General features: G+C 57.4%; 16 protein-coding genes. 8 read left to right on the top strand and 8 right to left on the bottom strand.

Annotation, left to right across the window (positions count from 1 at the left end):
• The first annotated feature begins 50 nt into the window (after nucleotides 1–50).
• Nucleotides 51–506, top strand: coding sequence for a c-type cytochrome (locus BM399_RS06915; protein ID WP_092865943.1), 456 nt, complete (start codon nucleotides 51–53; stop codon nucleotides 504–506).
• Nucleotides 507–563: 57 nt separating this feature from the next.
• On the opposite strand, the gene BM399_RS06910 is transcribed toward BM399_RS06915, so the two are convergent.
• Both BM399_RS06910 and BM399_RS06905 read right to left on the bottom strand, forming a co-directional pair.
• Complete coding sequence (locus tag BM399_RS06910; RefSeq protein ID WP_092865940.1) at nucleotides 564–1,013, bottom strand: host attachment protein; 450 nt, start codon at nucleotides 1,011–1,013, stop codon at nucleotides 564–566.
• Between the two features lie 36 nt (nucleotides 1,014–1,049).
• A complete protein-coding gene (locus tag BM399_RS06905) occupies nucleotides 1,050–1,751 on the bottom strand; it encodes a hemerythrin domain-containing protein (RefSeq protein ID WP_092865937.1) in 702 nt (233 codons plus the stop codon).
• A gap of 21 nt (nucleotides 1,752–1,772) precedes the next feature.
• Here BM399_RS06905 and BM399_RS06900 point away from each other — a divergent pair, with 21 nt between their 5' ends.
• Nucleotides 1,773–3,683 (top strand): hybrid sensor histidine kinase/response regulator, encoded by a 1,911-nt coding sequence (locus BM399_RS06900; protein WP_092865934.1) that lies wholly within the window; start codon nucleotides 1,773–1,775, stop codon nucleotides 3,681–3,683.
• A 4-nt stretch (nucleotides 3,684–3,687) separates the two neighbouring features.
• Here the strand turns inward: BM399_RS06900 and BM399_RS06895 are convergent, their stop codons facing one another.
• Nucleotides 3,688–4,404 carry a response regulator gene (locus tag BM399_RS06895; RefSeq protein WP_210186954.1) on the bottom strand — a complete coding sequence of 239 codons (717 nt, stop codon included), beginning with the start codon at nucleotides 4,402–4,404 and terminating at the stop codon, nucleotides 3,688–3,690.
• A 126-nt stretch (nucleotides 4,405–4,530) separates the two neighbouring features.
• Between BM399_RS06895 and BM399_RS06890 the strand changes: the two genes are divergently transcribed.
• The 4 genes from BM399_RS06890 (at nucleotide 4,531) to BM399_RS06870 (ending at nucleotide 7,121) form a co-directional block, all read left to right on the top strand.
• Nucleotides 4,531–5,217 carry a Crp/Fnr family transcriptional regulator gene (locus BM399_RS06890; protein ID WP_092865928.1) on the top strand — a complete coding sequence of 229 codons (687 nt, stop codon included), beginning with the start codon at nucleotides 4,531–4,533 and terminating at the stop codon, nucleotides 5,215–5,217.
• A 63-nt stretch (nucleotides 5,218–5,280) separates the two neighbouring features.
• Nucleotides 5,281–6,126, top strand: coding sequence for a universal stress protein (locus tag BM399_RS06885; protein WP_092865925.1), 846 nt, complete (start codon nucleotides 5,281–5,283; stop codon nucleotides 6,124–6,126).
• Nucleotides 6,127–6,205: 79 nt separating this feature from the next.
• Nucleotides 6,206–6,562, top strand: coding sequence for a c-type cytochrome (locus BM399_RS06880; protein WP_244531109.1), 357 nt, complete (start codon nucleotides 6,206–6,208; stop codon nucleotides 6,560–6,562).
• A 292-nt stretch (nucleotides 6,563–6,854) separates the two neighbouring features.
• The gene (locus tag BM399_RS06870) at nucleotides 6,855–7,121 is read left to right on the top strand and encodes an acyl carrier protein (RefSeq protein WP_092865919.1); all 267 of its coding nucleotides are present in this window, start codon (nucleotides 6,855–6,857) and stop codon (nucleotides 7,119–7,121) included.
• Nucleotides 7,122–7,128: 7 nt separating this feature from the next.
• Here the strand turns inward: BM399_RS06870 and BM399_RS06865 are convergent, their stop codons facing one another.
• Complete coding sequence (locus BM399_RS06865; protein ID WP_177228067.1) at nucleotides 7,129–7,872, bottom strand: hypothetical protein; 744 nt, start codon at nucleotides 7,870–7,872, stop codon at nucleotides 7,129–7,131.
• Between the two features lie 18 nt (nucleotides 7,873–7,890).
• Between BM399_RS06865 and BM399_RS21110 the strand changes: the two genes are divergently transcribed.
• Together BM399_RS21110 and BM399_RS21105 are read left to right on the top strand one after the other, a co-directional pair.
• Nucleotides 7,891–8,106, top strand: coding sequence for a hypothetical protein (locus BM399_RS21110; protein ID WP_177228066.1), 216 nt, complete (start codon nucleotides 7,891–7,893; stop codon nucleotides 8,104–8,106).
• Between the two features lie 87 nt (nucleotides 8,107–8,193).
• A complete protein-coding gene (locus BM399_RS21105; protein WP_092865913.1) occupies nucleotides 8,194–9,012 on the top strand; it encodes a hypothetical protein in 819 nt (272 codons plus the stop codon).
• A 53-nt stretch (nucleotides 9,013–9,065) separates the two neighbouring features.
• On the opposite strand, the gene BM399_RS06855 is transcribed toward BM399_RS21105, so the two are convergent.
• From BM399_RS06855 to BM399_RS06840, 4 genes are all read right to left on the bottom strand, one after another.
• The gene (locus BM399_RS06855) at nucleotides 9,066–10,742 is read right to left on the bottom strand and encodes an FAD-dependent oxidoreductase (protein ID WP_092865910.1); all 1,677 of its coding nucleotides are present in this window, start codon (nucleotides 10,740–10,742) and stop codon (nucleotides 9,066–9,068) included.
• A gap of 65 nt (nucleotides 10,743–10,807) precedes the next feature.
• Complete coding sequence (locus BM399_RS06850; RefSeq protein WP_092866513.1) at nucleotides 10,808–11,770, bottom strand: alpha/beta fold hydrolase; 963 nt, start codon at nucleotides 11,768–11,770, stop codon at nucleotides 10,808–10,810.
• 61 nt (nucleotides 11,771–11,831) lie between these two features.
• Nucleotides 11,832–12,635, bottom strand: coding sequence for an anti-sigma factor family protein (locus tag BM399_RS06845; RefSeq protein WP_092865907.1), 804 nt, complete (start codon nucleotides 12,633–12,635; stop codon nucleotides 11,832–11,834).
• Nucleotides 12,632–13,174, bottom strand: a complete 543-nt coding sequence (locus BM399_RS06840) for a sigma-70 family RNA polymerase sigma factor (RefSeq protein WP_092866507.1) — start codon at nucleotides 13,172–13,174, stop codon at nucleotides 12,632–12,634. Before BM399_RS06840 ends, BM399_RS06845 begins: the two co-directional genes overlap by 4 nt.
• Between the last annotated feature and the right edge of the window lie 22 nt (nucleotides 13,175–13,196).

Genomic DNA, 13,196 nt, shown 5'->3' with positions numbered 1-13,196 from the left:
TTCAAACATTTGGTAAGCCCTGCAGCGGCCAATCAGCCGGAGATAAAACAATGGCGGCCATCGCCCCCGCGAAAGCCAAGCGAGCCAACGCAGGAATCATCATTGCCGCACTTTCCATTCTCGTCGCGACGGCGTTCGTAACGGCAGTAGGTGCGAAAACACCGGCGGCGTCGGAAGCATCTTTAGGGCAACTTTTGTTTGCCGGTCATTGTGCGCAATGCCACGGCGCGGACGGGAAAGGAAACGGGCCGATTGCCGACGTGCTCAAGGTTGCGCCCTCCGACTTGACGACGATCAGCAAACGCTCCGGCGGAGAATTCCCAGCCGAACGCATCGTCGAAACCATTCGTTACGGGGGCAATGTTACCGCCCATGGTACGCGTGACATGCCGATCTGGGGCAAAGTATTTAGCGTCCAAGGCGGTAGCGGCAAACGCGGAGGCGCGTTCTCCCGGCGAGCCGTAATCCAGTTGAAAGACTACCTGGAATCCATTCAGCAGCGCTAAGCTCCAAGCGGCTGCTGCCGCGCAGGATTTCGCTCATTTAAAAAGCGTATCTCACGCCTATAGGTAAACAACATTCTCGAGGTGCGAAGCGACATCGTCGTTAGGAACCTTCGTCAGGTCCTTGTCTACCTCGGCGATCACCTTCGAGGTGACGTCAGTCACCAAGCGCTTTCGCAGATAGCCAAGCATTGTTGGTGGCGCCACGATCACGAGCCTGTCGAAGGCGTTGATCTCCACGTACTGGCGAAGATGATCGGCAAGTTGATCGGCGAACTGAACCTCCAGAGAATCATGCGGGTCGCTTTTGGGTTCAATGGCGTGCCGCGTATACCCGACGGATTCGTGAACCCGGCCCGGCTCGGCTTTTCCCAAAAGATGGCTCGGCGGAATATGCAGCCGGGTTTCCGTTCCCGCCACTTCATGAAGGCCATGTCCCTTGCCTAGGGCCTCGACCATTCGCGCATGAGCGCCATCCGCTATAAGGATCCAGGTGCGTGTCGGTTTCATTTCCGCAATTCCCTGAAGCTTTGAAATTTTCCGGATTCAACTGTCCAGTGCGAGCCCGGCGAACGGCAACGGATTGGCCGCAGCCCATTCGAGGTAGGTTTTGCGTTCGATCGGAGCAAGGGCCTCACGCAAGACAGGCAGAAGTAAAACGTGTTCAGCTTCGATGTGATCCCGCCTGCGCTCCGAAACATGCCGCAAAAGATACGCCAACGTATCGCTTGCCGCCCCGCTGGATACGGCGACGCGAAGGGTCTCGACGAGTTCATCATTGGCGAAACGGATTTCGCTGTGCTGGCGATCAAATAGTGCCGCACATTCCCATTGCCCCCCTCCGTGCCGGCGTTTGAGAAGCGGGCAAATCACTTCGTCTTGAAAGCGGACATGCCCCAGCCAAGCTGCGTTGAATATTTCAAGGAGGCGTTGAGTGAGATTGTGGTCGGCTGTTTTCGGCAGTCCGTCCGCGAGCGCAAGCAGCCCACGGCAAACTTCGAGTTGTAGGGCATGGTCAGCAAGAAACCTTGCCCCAGGATGGTCGTCGTCGAACTGTGATGTTCCTGTTTGTTCGGCCAATGGCGTAAAGGCTCCCATTTCGGACTGCCATTTTGGAGCCCTTGCGCCCTTCGGACCTTGATCGAGATCAGTTCTGAGCCGCCTCACGCCGAATATTTTATGACGCTCCGATCCGGCGTAGTCAGCTGGATTGCCGATTGCCGAGGCATTAAGGTGCAGACGAGCCAAGCAATAATCTCAAGGTCATCAATGCTCCAGGCGATTCTGGATTCCGCGGTTTCCGCCATCCTGGCGATCGACGACACCGGCCGCATCCGAAGCGTCAATCCGGCGACGGAAGTGATGTTCGGGTACCGTGCCGACGAAATGCTCAACCAAAATATTAAAATGCTGATGCCCGAGCCCTATCGCACGGAGCACGACGATTATATCGGCCGCCATGTCAAGACAGGCGAGAAGCGCATCATCGGCATCGGCCGCGAAGTCCAAGGCCAACGGAAGAATGGCAGCATCTTCCCGATTCACTTGGCCGTCAGCGAATTCATGGTCGACGGCCGGCGCTTCTTCTCCGGCATCATCAACGATCTCAGCGACCGCGCGAAGTTGCAGGATGAGGTGGATCGTCAGTCACTTCTGTTCGAGACGGTTTTCGAGCACGTCCCCGAAGCTCTCGTCATCTCGTCCCCCGACGGCAAAATCCTTCTCTTCAACCCCGCCGCAACGAAAATATTCGGGTATGACGTGGCCGAAGCCACCGGCATGGCATGGGCGAATTTGTTCGGAAATCCCGAGAGCCTTCCTCAGATTGAATTCGATATTTCACGATCGATCGAGCGAGCGCCGGACGTCATTCTCTCCGTGATGTTACGCCGGAAGGACGGAAGCAGTTTTCCGGCCGAAGGGATCATCACGCAGGTCGTCGATCAACACGCGAGGCCGAGTGTCCGGGTGAGCGTCTTTCGCGACGTCACTGAAACGCTCAAAAACAAAGAAGCAGCAGTCAAATCGCAACGTCTTGAAGCCATCGGACAGCTCACCGGCGGCATCGCTCACGACTTCAACAACCTGCTGACGATCATCTCGGGCAACCTGGAGCTTCTCGAAGAGCAGCCTTTGCGCGAGCAGGATCGAGATCTTCTTGATCGGGCAGCACGAGCGGCAGATTCTGGCGCGCGGCTGACGAAACGCCTCTTAACCTTTGCACGCCGGCGCCATCTCGCGCCCGCAGTCATCAACTTGAACGATCAAGTGCGCACCATGGCGGAACTGCTCCGTCGCACGCTCGGCGACATGATCGACCTTCGCATCCAACTTGCGTCGCCTTTATGGCTCGTCCGCGCCGACGCCGGAGAGGTCGAAGCGGCGGTCTTGAACCTCGCCATCAACGCACGCGATGCGATGCCGGAAGGCGGCACCCTGGCAGTCCGAACAGACAATGTCGTTCTCGAAGAAGGAGAGACCGGCCTCGAGGATTCGCTCAAAGCCGGAGATTATGTGCGCATTTCCGTTTCCGACAACGGTATTGGGATGAGCAACGATGTTTTGAGCCGCGTGTTCGAACCCTTCTTCACGACCAAGCCTGTAGGACGCGGCACGGGCCTCGGCCTCAGTACGATCTATGGCTTCATCAAGCAGTCGAACGGCAATATCACGATCAACAGCGAGCCAGGCGTCGGCACGACCGTAAATATGTACCTGCCCCGTTGCGACGAAGAGGCCGCGCAGCACGACGAAACCTTGTCTCTCGCCACGGAACCGCATGCGAACGGCGAGTGCATCTTGGTCGTCGAGGACAACCGGGACGTTCGCCAGTTGACCGTCAACCGGCTCAAGCGGCTGGGTTATGATACGGTCGAGTGTGCGAGCGGCGTCGAGGCAAAGGCGGCGCTCGAAAGCGGACAACAGGTCAGCGCCGTATTCACCGATATCGTGATGCCGGGCGGCATGACCGGTATTGAACTCGCAACCTGGATCTCTGCCCGCTTGCCGGACCTCCCGGTCATTTTGACAACGGGATTCTCCGACGATGCGGCCGTCAAGAGCGAAGCCGACACTTTCTGGCCAATTCTGCGCAAGCCATACACGCAGAAACAGCTCGCCAGCACGTTGCGCGCGACGATCGATAAGAAGGCAGCGCGCCAAACGTCGCTGCGCGACTGACAGCCTAAACAGTCCGGCGCACGTCGCTCGCGAACATATACCCGACCCCGCGGATCGATTTGATGTGCTCCGCATCCGTCTCGTCGTCGATTTTTCGGCGCAACCGGCTGACGAGCGCGTCGATCGAGCGATCGAGTGGCGAGTAATCGTGCCCCTTGAGGAGATCCATAATTTCGTCTCGCGACAGCACCCGGTGCGCGTGCCGCACGAAGAGCTCGAGCAAATTGAATTCAGCCGTCGTCAACTCGCGGCGCTCGTTCAATTGCCCCTTGAGTTCGCGGCTCGTTATGTCGAGCGTCCAACTGCCGAAACGGAAAACTTCATGCGCGGAGGCCGGTCGAGCGACCGGCGCATTGCCGCCCTCCCTCCGTCTCAACACCGCGCGCACGCGCGCCAGAACCTCGCGCGGACTGAAAGGCTTCGCAATGTAATCGTCCGCGCCTACCTCCAGCCCGACGATGCGATCGACCGTATCGCCCTTGCCGGAAAGCATCACGATCGGCACGTCGCAGGACGCGCGGATTTCTCGCGCGAGACTTAGACCGTCATCGCGGCCGAGCGTCAGATCCAAAGTTATGAGGCTGATGGTGCCGCGCTCCAGCGCAGCACGAGCGTTCTTGGCGTCAGGCGCTTCAATGACGTCGTAACCTTCCCGCTCGAAGCACGTCTTGAGTAGGCTTCGGATCTCGGGATCATCATCGACAACGAGTATTTCTGTCACAACGCGGGGTTCCAAACCTCAGGCCGGTTACAATCTATTACAATTGATTACACAGAGCGCAAATGCCCGGTACGTTAATCCTGTCTTATGCCCCCCGACGATGCAGGGCAGAAGGATACACGGGACATGTATAGCGCGCCACAAACCGAGCAGGCCACGGGCTTCAAAACCGGTCGGAAAGCGCCTAACCGCCATCCTGTTGACGGTCTTGACGGCTTCCATTCGGGGACCGTCCGGCGCATCGAGGCGAAAGAGCATGTCTTTTGCGAAGGAGACCCGAGGACCCATGTATATCGCATCGAAGACGGTGTGATCGCTCTGTCAAAAGTCCTGAGCGACGGACGGCGCCAGATTATCGACTTTGCCTATCCCGGTGATTACATCGGCCTGGGCATGTTTGGCGACCATGTTTTCGACGCGCAGGCGACCTGCGCCTGCAAGGTCAGGTGTCTGCCAACATCCCAGCTCGAACATGATGCGGCGCGAGATCCGGCCCTCGCCTTCCGGCTCTATAACGCTGTCTCAGCAGAACTCTCGGCCGCGCGCCGGCTGCTCGTCAGCGTCGGTCAGGGCACCGCGATGGAACGAATAGCTTCGTTTCTTATCGAATTGAAGGGCCGCAGCGGCCACTTGGAAGAAGATCTTATTAACCTGCCGATGCGCCGCTCCGATATTGCCGATCTGCTCGGCTTGACGATCGAGACGGTCAGCCGCACGCTGACGAAACTCAGGATGATGCGCGTCATCGAGATTCAGAATGGAAATGACGTTCGCATTCTTGATGCCAATCGCCTCGAAGAGATCGCCGGCTGAAGGAAGATAAGCTGCCGCTTCTGCCTGGCTACAGCCGAAGAATTACGAGCTGGAGGGTTCGCCATGCCATACCGGACGATGCTGCTGCACTTGAACGACGAAAAGCGCGTCCCACACCTTATAAAGACGGCCGCCACTATAGCGCGTAGCGGCGGCGCGCATGTCATCGGCCTTTACGTGATGCCGTCGGCCGCTCCCCCGCCTGACCTCGTAGGCCCGTTTGCAGTGACGTGGATGGAAGATCAGCTCGCCAGCTATCGTGAGCAAGAACAGCGTATCAAGCTTGTCTTCGATGCCAAGATCAAAGAAGCGAGCAATATCACCCACGAATGGCGAACAGACGATTCAAGCTTCGATGCCAACGTTGCGGATGCCGTCATCGATCATGCACGCTCGGCCGATTTAGTCATCGTCAGTCAGAGAGGGCAAAATCCCTGGATTGACGACGTCCCGGAACGCGTCGCGCTCGAGAGCGGCCGGCCCACTCTCGTCGTTCCGCAGGAAGGTGATTTTGAGCAAATAGGCAAAGACGTCACCATCGCTTGGAAGCCGACCAAGGAAGCCGCACGCGCCGCGTTCGATGCATTGCCTATCCTGAAAGACGCTCAGCGCGTTCGCATTTTGACCGTGACGGAGAACGGTGACACCCCGCCCGACGGAAGCAACCGCACATCTAGCGATGAACTCGCTTCCTCGCTTCTGCGCCATGGCGTTCATGCTGAGACCGAAACGGTTGCCCAGGATGATCTGTCCGTTGCCAATCGGCTTCTGGTGCATACGCGTCGCACGTATCAAGACCTCATTGTCATGGGTGTCTATGGTCATTCCAGATTTCGAGAGTTCATTTTGGGCGGCGTCTCGCGAGATGTCCTGCAACATACGAAGGTACCAGTGCTACTTGCCCATTAGCGCATCTGTGAGCTAGAAAATTCGACACGACCAGTTGTTGTTCCGGCTCACCGCGTATCTCATTTCGATGGGTGAAAGCATGACGAGCAAAGTCTTTAGTGGGACAAAATCGCATTACGTGCTTGCCATGACGCTGGCGCTCCTTACGCCGGTAGAGGCGCACGCGGGGGAGCCCGGCAACGCGAACGTAGGGCGCACATTCGCGTTGGATCATTGTTCCGAATGCCACGCCGTCAAGGAAAATGAGGCGCTATCGCCGAATGCCGGCGCACCCAGTTTCACAAGCGTCGCGAACACATCGGGAATGACGGGCCTCGCGCTTTCGGCGTGGCTGGATACCGCCCACCCGACAATGCCGAACTTCATCCTCTCGAAGCAAGACCGCGATGACGTGATTGCCTATATTATAAGCTTGAAACGCAATGCGCCCCAGTGATGGCTTATGCGCGCATCGCCGCGCTTCGCAATGTGGCGCGCATCAGTCGAAGCGTGCCCGGTCTCATTGATATAGCAAGACGTCTTCAAGCAGAAGGCAAACGTCGATCGCCCGCCGTTGAGATTCAGCGGCAACTCCCTCCGCAACTCGCTGCAAGCGGAGGCCGTGCTCGCAAAGTCTGTTAAAATCCCAGCCCGCCACTGCGGTTGTCCCGCAGTGTTGCATTATTGTCCTTGTTTGCAAGCTTAGCATAAATCACTTCTACGGCTCCGATCAAACTCAGTGGGGGCAGATGAACCCAGACATAATCTCTGTAGTCATCGACAAATTGCGGAAGTTGAGCCCCGAAAAGGCTTCAGATTTAACCGTGAAGAACGCGCAATTCATAACGCTACAATCGCTGGATCTCGACAGCCTCGATACGTTGCAACTCGCCATGGACATCGAGGACGCGCTCGGGATGAACATCGAGATCGTGAACTTCCCAGCTACGTTGACGATCGGACAGCTTTCCGAACACCTCGCCGAGATGAGGGCAGAACTGAGAGAACCGGCGTAGACTTGCTTCAGGTCAGCGCAATATGAATTTGCGTTGGCATCAGGAATGGATCGTTGTGAGGACACATCGCGATCGTGAGAGGTTCCGCCCTCAGATCGCTTCGCGAAAACGCCTCAACCACAAGCCCCCATACTTTTTCGGAAATCGACTTTCCCAAACACGTGTGCGCTCCGTATCCGAACAGAGCATGGGTGTTTTCCTCGTTCGAATAGTCTGCGCTTTGCGTAAAGCATCTTACCCGCTCGCCCGGATGAAACGCGGATTTGTCGACCTCCACCTCTTTTCCGCAAATTCGGTCCACATAACGAAGCGAGCTTGAGGGATAAAGTCGCGGCCAGGCGAGATCGCACATGCGAGCTTTGGGATTTTCTTTAAAAACCTCATAGAGCGACAAGCTCAATGTCCCGACAAAGGGCCTCGCCCCCAACGCGGCGAGACCGAGAAGGAAAAGCCTATCGTCCCCTTCTTCCGGATCTGCACCTAGATAGGCCCCGATTCTGTCGCTGATCCTGATCCTTTCCCGTAAGGATAAGATGGGGCTGAATAGCGTCGGAATCTCGTCGACAAGGTCCAAGGCTTCGCTGTTCGGCGGCACAATAGAAGCCGAAATTGCACGCCATAGCGGTTTAGAAAATTCCTCGACCAATTCTATCTGTGTATTCTTCCGGAAAACTCGCTCGAATAGGATTGCAAGCTGTTCTCGGCTGGCAGCAAGTTGGCAATCCTTGGTTTTCGAGATCTGCTTGGCCATGGCCTTGCGGACTCTCTGATGAACGTCGCCATCGATAAAAACCGGCAGGCAGTCGAGCAATCTGATGGCTGGCGAGAAATCAAGTTTCGTCCGCTCCGCCAGATCGCGGTAGCGATCCGCCATGGAGTAGGTGCCGAAATCTCGAGACAGGATAATGGCCTTCGCAATCGCTGCATCCTGCACGGACTTCATATGCAAATTTCCCCGAACCCGCTTGAGTTTCGAGGAAGATAGCGAAGGAGTTTACGAAGTAAACCGCCTAACATACGACCTGCGTCACTCGCGCAAGCATTCTCTGTTCGTAAAGGTTTCTAGGACTCGATGACCACCCGCAAGAAACTCAAAACCGACTTAAAGCACCTGTGGTTTATCGGTCAAAATATTTGGGTTTTCGTATTCTTGATGCGCTACCGCCGCAGACCGACCGGCGCACTTTTCAGAGAGGGCTGGAAAATGCTCGACCGGAATAGCTCCGCTTTCAATAATTACAGAAAAATTCCAGCCCGGAACATTCGGCACTACGATTTTCGGCAAATCTTCAAATATTTTTTCCCAAACTTCGAACCGGAAGTCACCCTTTCTGATCGCAATATCATCGACGAACTTTGCTTGCGCCAATCCATAATTACGACAATCCATTCAAAAGGCGAATATGCAATCCTCGCGGCCCTGGACCGAGCCGGCTTAAAAACAGCGATGATCACGGCGTCGCCAATGAACACGACTAGGCTGGCAAGCTACGGCTTTCAAAACCCGCCTCTCAACATATTGAGAACGTCTTCAACGTTCGTCGAGGCCCGCGCAGCGTTGCGGGACGGCTACACGCTGCTATGCGACGTCGATTATGTGCCGAACAGGAAAAGCGCGAACGCAGATCGCTACATCTCCACATCCCTCTTCGATTTCCAGCGGCTCGTGAAGGCGCAGCTGTTCTTCGCTCACATGCGCATCGGTGAGGAGGGAGAAATGGAGTGTGTCATCGAACGCGCACCTGACAGCGACAATTCGAATGAGTCCTCGGTTCTGACCGCCAACAATTTCATTGCATTCATCGATAAGATTCAAGAGAAGCCGTCGAAACTCAAAGTAGGCAATTGGTCGGCGCACATAGCCCAAAAGACTAGCAGCCGCCGGAATTAAGGTTCCGTCCGTGCGACCTCTGCTTCTCCTCCGACAGGGTCCCAGCGAGCCAGTTAACCTATAGCAGGTCGGGCATGGTTGACCGAGGCAAGATACGCATGAAGCGCGGCAACAACTTGCGCTCCCTCGCCCACGCCCGCCGCCACGCGTTTGATTGAGCCTGCACGAATATCGCCAATGGCAAACACTCCGGCGACGCTCGTTTCCAAAAGGCTCGAGCCATCACCCGCCGCGGCACCGGTTAGAACAAATCCCTTCGGATCGAGGCATACGCCAGATCCCGACAGCCAATCCGTCTCGGGATCGGCTCCGATAAAAAGAAAGAGATGATGGATCTCGCGGCGAACATCTTCCCCCGTCGCCGTTCTCCAATGGATCGCGTCGAGAACACCATCGCGTCCTTCGAGACGCGTAACCTCCGCCTGCGTTTGCACTTCTACATTTGCGAGACCACGAATACGGTCCACCAAATATTGCGACATGCTCGCTGAGATGTCGCCACCACGCGCGAGCAGCCAGACTTTGGCGGCCCTGCTCGCTAGGTAAACCACGGCTTGCCCCGCCGAATTTCCCGCACCCACCAGAACGACTTCCTGCTTGGAGCAAAGCCGGCCTTCAACGGGCGACGCCCAGTAATGGACGCCGCTTCCCTCGAATTCGTCGACATTCGCCACATCAAGATGCCGGTACCGGACTCCGCCTGCAAGAACCACGGAACGCGCGGTGACGCGCTCGCCATCTTTCATGGTCAGAATGAAGCCGCGTTGATCCGGATTGTTACTGGATTCGAGCCCCACGACTTGGGCAGGAATGGCAAATTCAGCCCCGAACTTCTGCGCCTGATTGTAGGCCCGTGCCATCAACGCCATGCCCGTGATGCCGGTCGGAAAGCCGAGATAGTTTTCGATGCGAGATGACGCGCCGGCCTGCCCACCAAACGATCGGCAATCGAGCACGAGAACCGACAATCCCTCCGAGGCTGCATAGACAGCCGCCGCCATTCCCGCGGGTCCCGCGCCAACTACAGCCACATCGTAAACGCGCGTTGCATCGATAGGCCCCACAAGACCGATGCAACGGGCAAGCGCCACCTCGGACGGATTTTGAAGAAGTTGGCCGCCAGGACAGAGAACAATTGGCAGCGTGTCTCCGTTCACATGGAACCGTTCGATAAGAACGCGGGCCTCGGCATCTGTCGTGGGATCGAGCCGTAGATGGGGATGACCATTGCGCCCCAGAAAATTCTCGAGACGCAGCACGTCGCTGTTGTCGGCAGGCCCGACGATAACAGGACCGCCTCCACCGGTCTCAAGCAAGCCGACGCGGCGCAAGATGAGAGCCCGCATAATGCGCTCGCCAAGTTCGGCTTCCGCGATGAGCAATGCCCGAAGCTTCTGAGGCCCGATAATCAGCGCCTCCACTTCGTCATGCGCACGCGCATCGACCAAAGATGGCCGGCCGGAAAGCTGGGCAAGCTCCCCTAAGAAAGACCCCGGCCCGTGCGTAACGATCCGCACGCGGTGACCGCTCGTATCATGCTGCGTGACGTCGACTTTGCCGTCGAGGATGATGGCCAACCCAGCGCTGACTTTTCCGATTTCCGCGAGGGCATCACCTGTGTTGAACGACTTGAGATCACCGAACCGGCGGAGACGGTCGATCTCCTGGGGCGCCAGCACGGGAAACATCTGCTCGCGTCGCTTTTCAATGATAGACTGCGCTTCCGACATATCCCTACTCGCACTCATGCCGAAATGATCGTTATCGGCTTGTCTAGTTGATTTCTTGGACCGAGTTACGAAGCATTCAGCTTTTGCTTGGCGAGGAAAGTGCGCATCAGAGCCGCTATCTGATCCACCGCCTCGTCAAGGGCGAAGTGTCCGGCATCGAGGATGTGGACCTCCGCATCGGGCACATCTTGCGCGTACGCTGTCGCTCCTGCAACCGCGAATGACGGATCGTATTTGCCCCAGACGACAAGCATGGGCGGCTTATATTGGCGCAGCCACGCCTGCCAGCGCGGGTACGAGGCCACGTTGTTCCGGTAATCATAAAAGAGATCGGCCTGAATCTTGGATTGGCCGGGCCGCGACAGCGCCGCGAATTCCTCGGCCCAGATGTCGGGATTGTAGCGCTCGATGCGGGGACTCGTTCCGACATGGCGTTGCTTACAGGCGTCAAGCGAGGTGAAGCTCGAGATGAAGTCCGCTTCAAGCGCCGCACGGTTCTTCCAATAGGCTTCTCGAGCCTCCCATATCGGTCCAAGCCCCACTTCGTGCGCCACGGCATTTTGGACGATCATCGCCTGAATGCGTTCCGGATGAGAGACCGCAAGCCGGAAGCCGACGGGGCCGCCATAATCCTGCATGAATAGGACGTACTTTTTAAGGCCCAGCGCCTCGATGAAATCCTCAATGACGCGGGCTTCATGATCGAATGTATAGGCGAAGGCCGATGCCGGCGGAGCATCGCTCTGCCCGAAGCCGGGATAATCCGGTGCAACGAGGTGATAGCGATCGGCGAGCAACGGAATAAGCGTATCGAACATCCGCGATGAAGATGGAAACCCGTGCAAGAGCAGCAGGGTCGGAGCATGGCGCGGACCGGCTTCGCGATAGAAGATCTTCACGCCATCCACCGCGAGCGTTTGATAGGTCGTAGTTGCCGAGGTTGAGGACAAAGACAAGGGCTGAGCCTGGGTTCCATCGCCAGCAAGGATGAACGTAACCGCGGTCGCCACAAACGATCGCTTGAGCATCGTCAGAACTCTATCGAGAAGCGGCATCGCCGATAGCAATTTTTGACTACGGTCCAATCGATCAGCCACCGGGCGTCACCTCGCGCCAACGCGAAACGAATTCACGAAGTTCGAGTTCCGGCAAATCCGACACGGCAAAATATTCGAAATCCCGGCCGAACCAGCGGATCACGGAATATCCGTCCTTGGTCGTCTGAAGCGCCGGTGCGGTGCTCGACATTTGGCCCGCGCGCGGTACCGCCACCACACTGATGATGTGGGCGCGACGCTGGTAGACGAGAACGGGCACGGGCTTTCCGTCAACGATTTCCACGCGCCCGCCGGCAAGCGGAAAGCCGGCTCCAGCCAAATCGACGACCTGGGGCGAAAGGGCGAGCTTGCTGTCGAACCATGGCTTGACGGTATGCCTGTCACTCGACGCGATATCGAAGGGCTGAGCCGCCAATAAAGCGCGCTGATGATCGGCAACGATGGCCGCAATTTCGTTGACACCGGAGTTCTGACGCAGAACGCCGTACATCCCACCCGCCGTGATGGCAGCGGCAACGGCCGCAGCGGCAGCCATCTGACGCCAATCGTAGGTTCGAGATGGCCGCGGCGGCAGCGCTACGACAACATCCCGCGACGGCTCAGCAATCGCCGCGATGCGCCGCTTGAAGTCATCCGATGCGCGCTGCGCCGAGAGGTGAGACGCCAGCGTGCTGCGCAATTCAGCGATCCGGTCGTGCTCGGCCCGCAGAGCGGGATCGGCCGCCAGACGCCGCTCGACGTCCAATGCCGAAGCCGCGTCGAGTTCGTCGTCGAGATAGGCATTCAACAGAATGAGGGACTCTTCCCGGGAGGACCATGACGATGGTTTGATCATGCTGCACCAGCCTTTCCCTCACCCGCCATGCCGATGCGTTGAATAAGCGAACTCCTCGCGCGCGCCAATCGCGACATCACAGTACCGACCGGGATGGATAAGACCTTCGATATCTCTCGATAACTCAGATCTTCGATCTCTCTCAGAACCAGAACCTCGCGATAGGCAAGTGGCAATGCCGCGATCGCATTCTCCAATTGCGCGGCATCGGCTTTCCTTATCAAGATCGCTTCGGGCGATGCCTGTGGTTCAGCCATCTCGAGCCCAGCCTGTTCAAAAATCCCCGCGTCATCCGTCGTCGTGATGGCCTTCGGCCGGTTCTTTGCCATCCAGCTGAAAGCAGTATTGCGAACAATCGCGAGAAGCCAGGCTCGTGCGTTGGCGTTTTGGACCGACGCGATGGCGCCGAAAGCCCTCAGGCAAGCCTCCTGAACGACATCTTCGGCGTCGGCGGCATTCCCGGTCAGCCAACGCGCGAGAGACAACGCATCGTCGACGTACGGGAGCACCGCCTCGCTAAATCGTTGCCGTTCGTCCATCACGCCTCGCATGATTGCGCGG

The sequence above is a fragment of the Hyphomicrobium facile genome (assembly GCF_900116175.1).
Classification (GTDB): Bacteria; Pseudomonadota; Alphaproteobacteria; order Rhizobiales; family Hyphomicrobiaceae; genus Hyphomicrobium_B; species Hyphomicrobium_B facile.
This window is presented reverse-complemented; position numbering and strand designations above follow the sequence as displayed.

Excerpts from the sequence above, each read along its gene's own strand:
- BM399_RS06845 (WP_092865907.1), bottom strand. The coding sequence starts at position 12,635 with ATGATCAAACCATCGTCATGGTCCTCCCGGGAAGAGTCCCTCATTCTG.
- BM399_RS06915 (WP_092865943.1), top strand. The coding sequence starts at position 51 with ATGGCGGCCATCGCCCCCGCGAAAGCCAAGCGAGCCAACGCAGGAATC.
- BM399_RS06910 (WP_092865940.1), bottom strand. The coding sequence starts at position 1,013 with ATGAAACCGACACGCACCTGGATCCTTATAGCGGATGGCGCTCATGCG.
- BM399_RS06855 (WP_092865910.1), bottom strand. The coding sequence starts at position 10,742 with ATGTCGGAAGCGCAGTCTATCATTGAAAAGCGACGCGAGCAGATGTTT.
- BM399_RS06865 (WP_177228067.1), bottom strand. The coding sequence starts at position 7,872 with ATGGCCAAGCAGATCTCGAAAACCAAGGATTGCCAACTTGCTGCCAGC.
- BM399_RS21105 (WP_092865913.1), top strand. The coding sequence starts at position 8,194 with ATGACCACCCGCAAGAAACTCAAAACCGACTTAAAGCACCTGTGGTTT.
- BM399_RS21110 (WP_177228066.1), top strand. The coding sequence starts at position 7,891 with ATGAACGTCGCCATCGATAAAAACCGGCAGGCAGTCGAGCAATCTGAT.
- BM399_RS06850 (WP_092866513.1), bottom strand. The coding sequence starts at position 11,770 with ATGCTCAAGCGATCGTTTGTGGCGACCGCGGTTACGTTCATCCTTGCT.
- BM399_RS06890 (WP_092865928.1), top strand. The coding sequence starts at position 4,531 with ATGTATAGCGCGCCACAAACCGAGCAGGCCACGGGCTTCAAAACCGGT.
- BM399_RS06900 (WP_092865934.1), top strand. The coding sequence starts at position 1,773 with ATGCTCCAGGCGATTCTGGATTCCGCGGTTTCCGCCATCCTGGCGATC.
- BM399_RS06870 (WP_092865919.1), top strand. The coding sequence starts at position 6,855 with ATGAACCCAGACATAATCTCTGTAGTCATCGACAAATTGCGGAAGTTG.
- BM399_RS06840 (WP_092866507.1), bottom strand. The coding sequence starts at position 13,174 with ATGGACGAACGGCAACGATTTAGCGAGGCGGTGCTCCCGTACGTCGAC.
- BM399_RS06880 (WP_244531109.1), top strand. The coding sequence starts at position 6,206 with ATGACGAGCAAAGTCTTTAGTGGGACAAAATCGCATTACGTGCTTGCC.
- BM399_RS06885 (WP_092865925.1), top strand. The coding sequence starts at position 5,281 with ATGCCATACCGGACGATGCTGCTGCACTTGAACGACGAAAAGCGCGTC.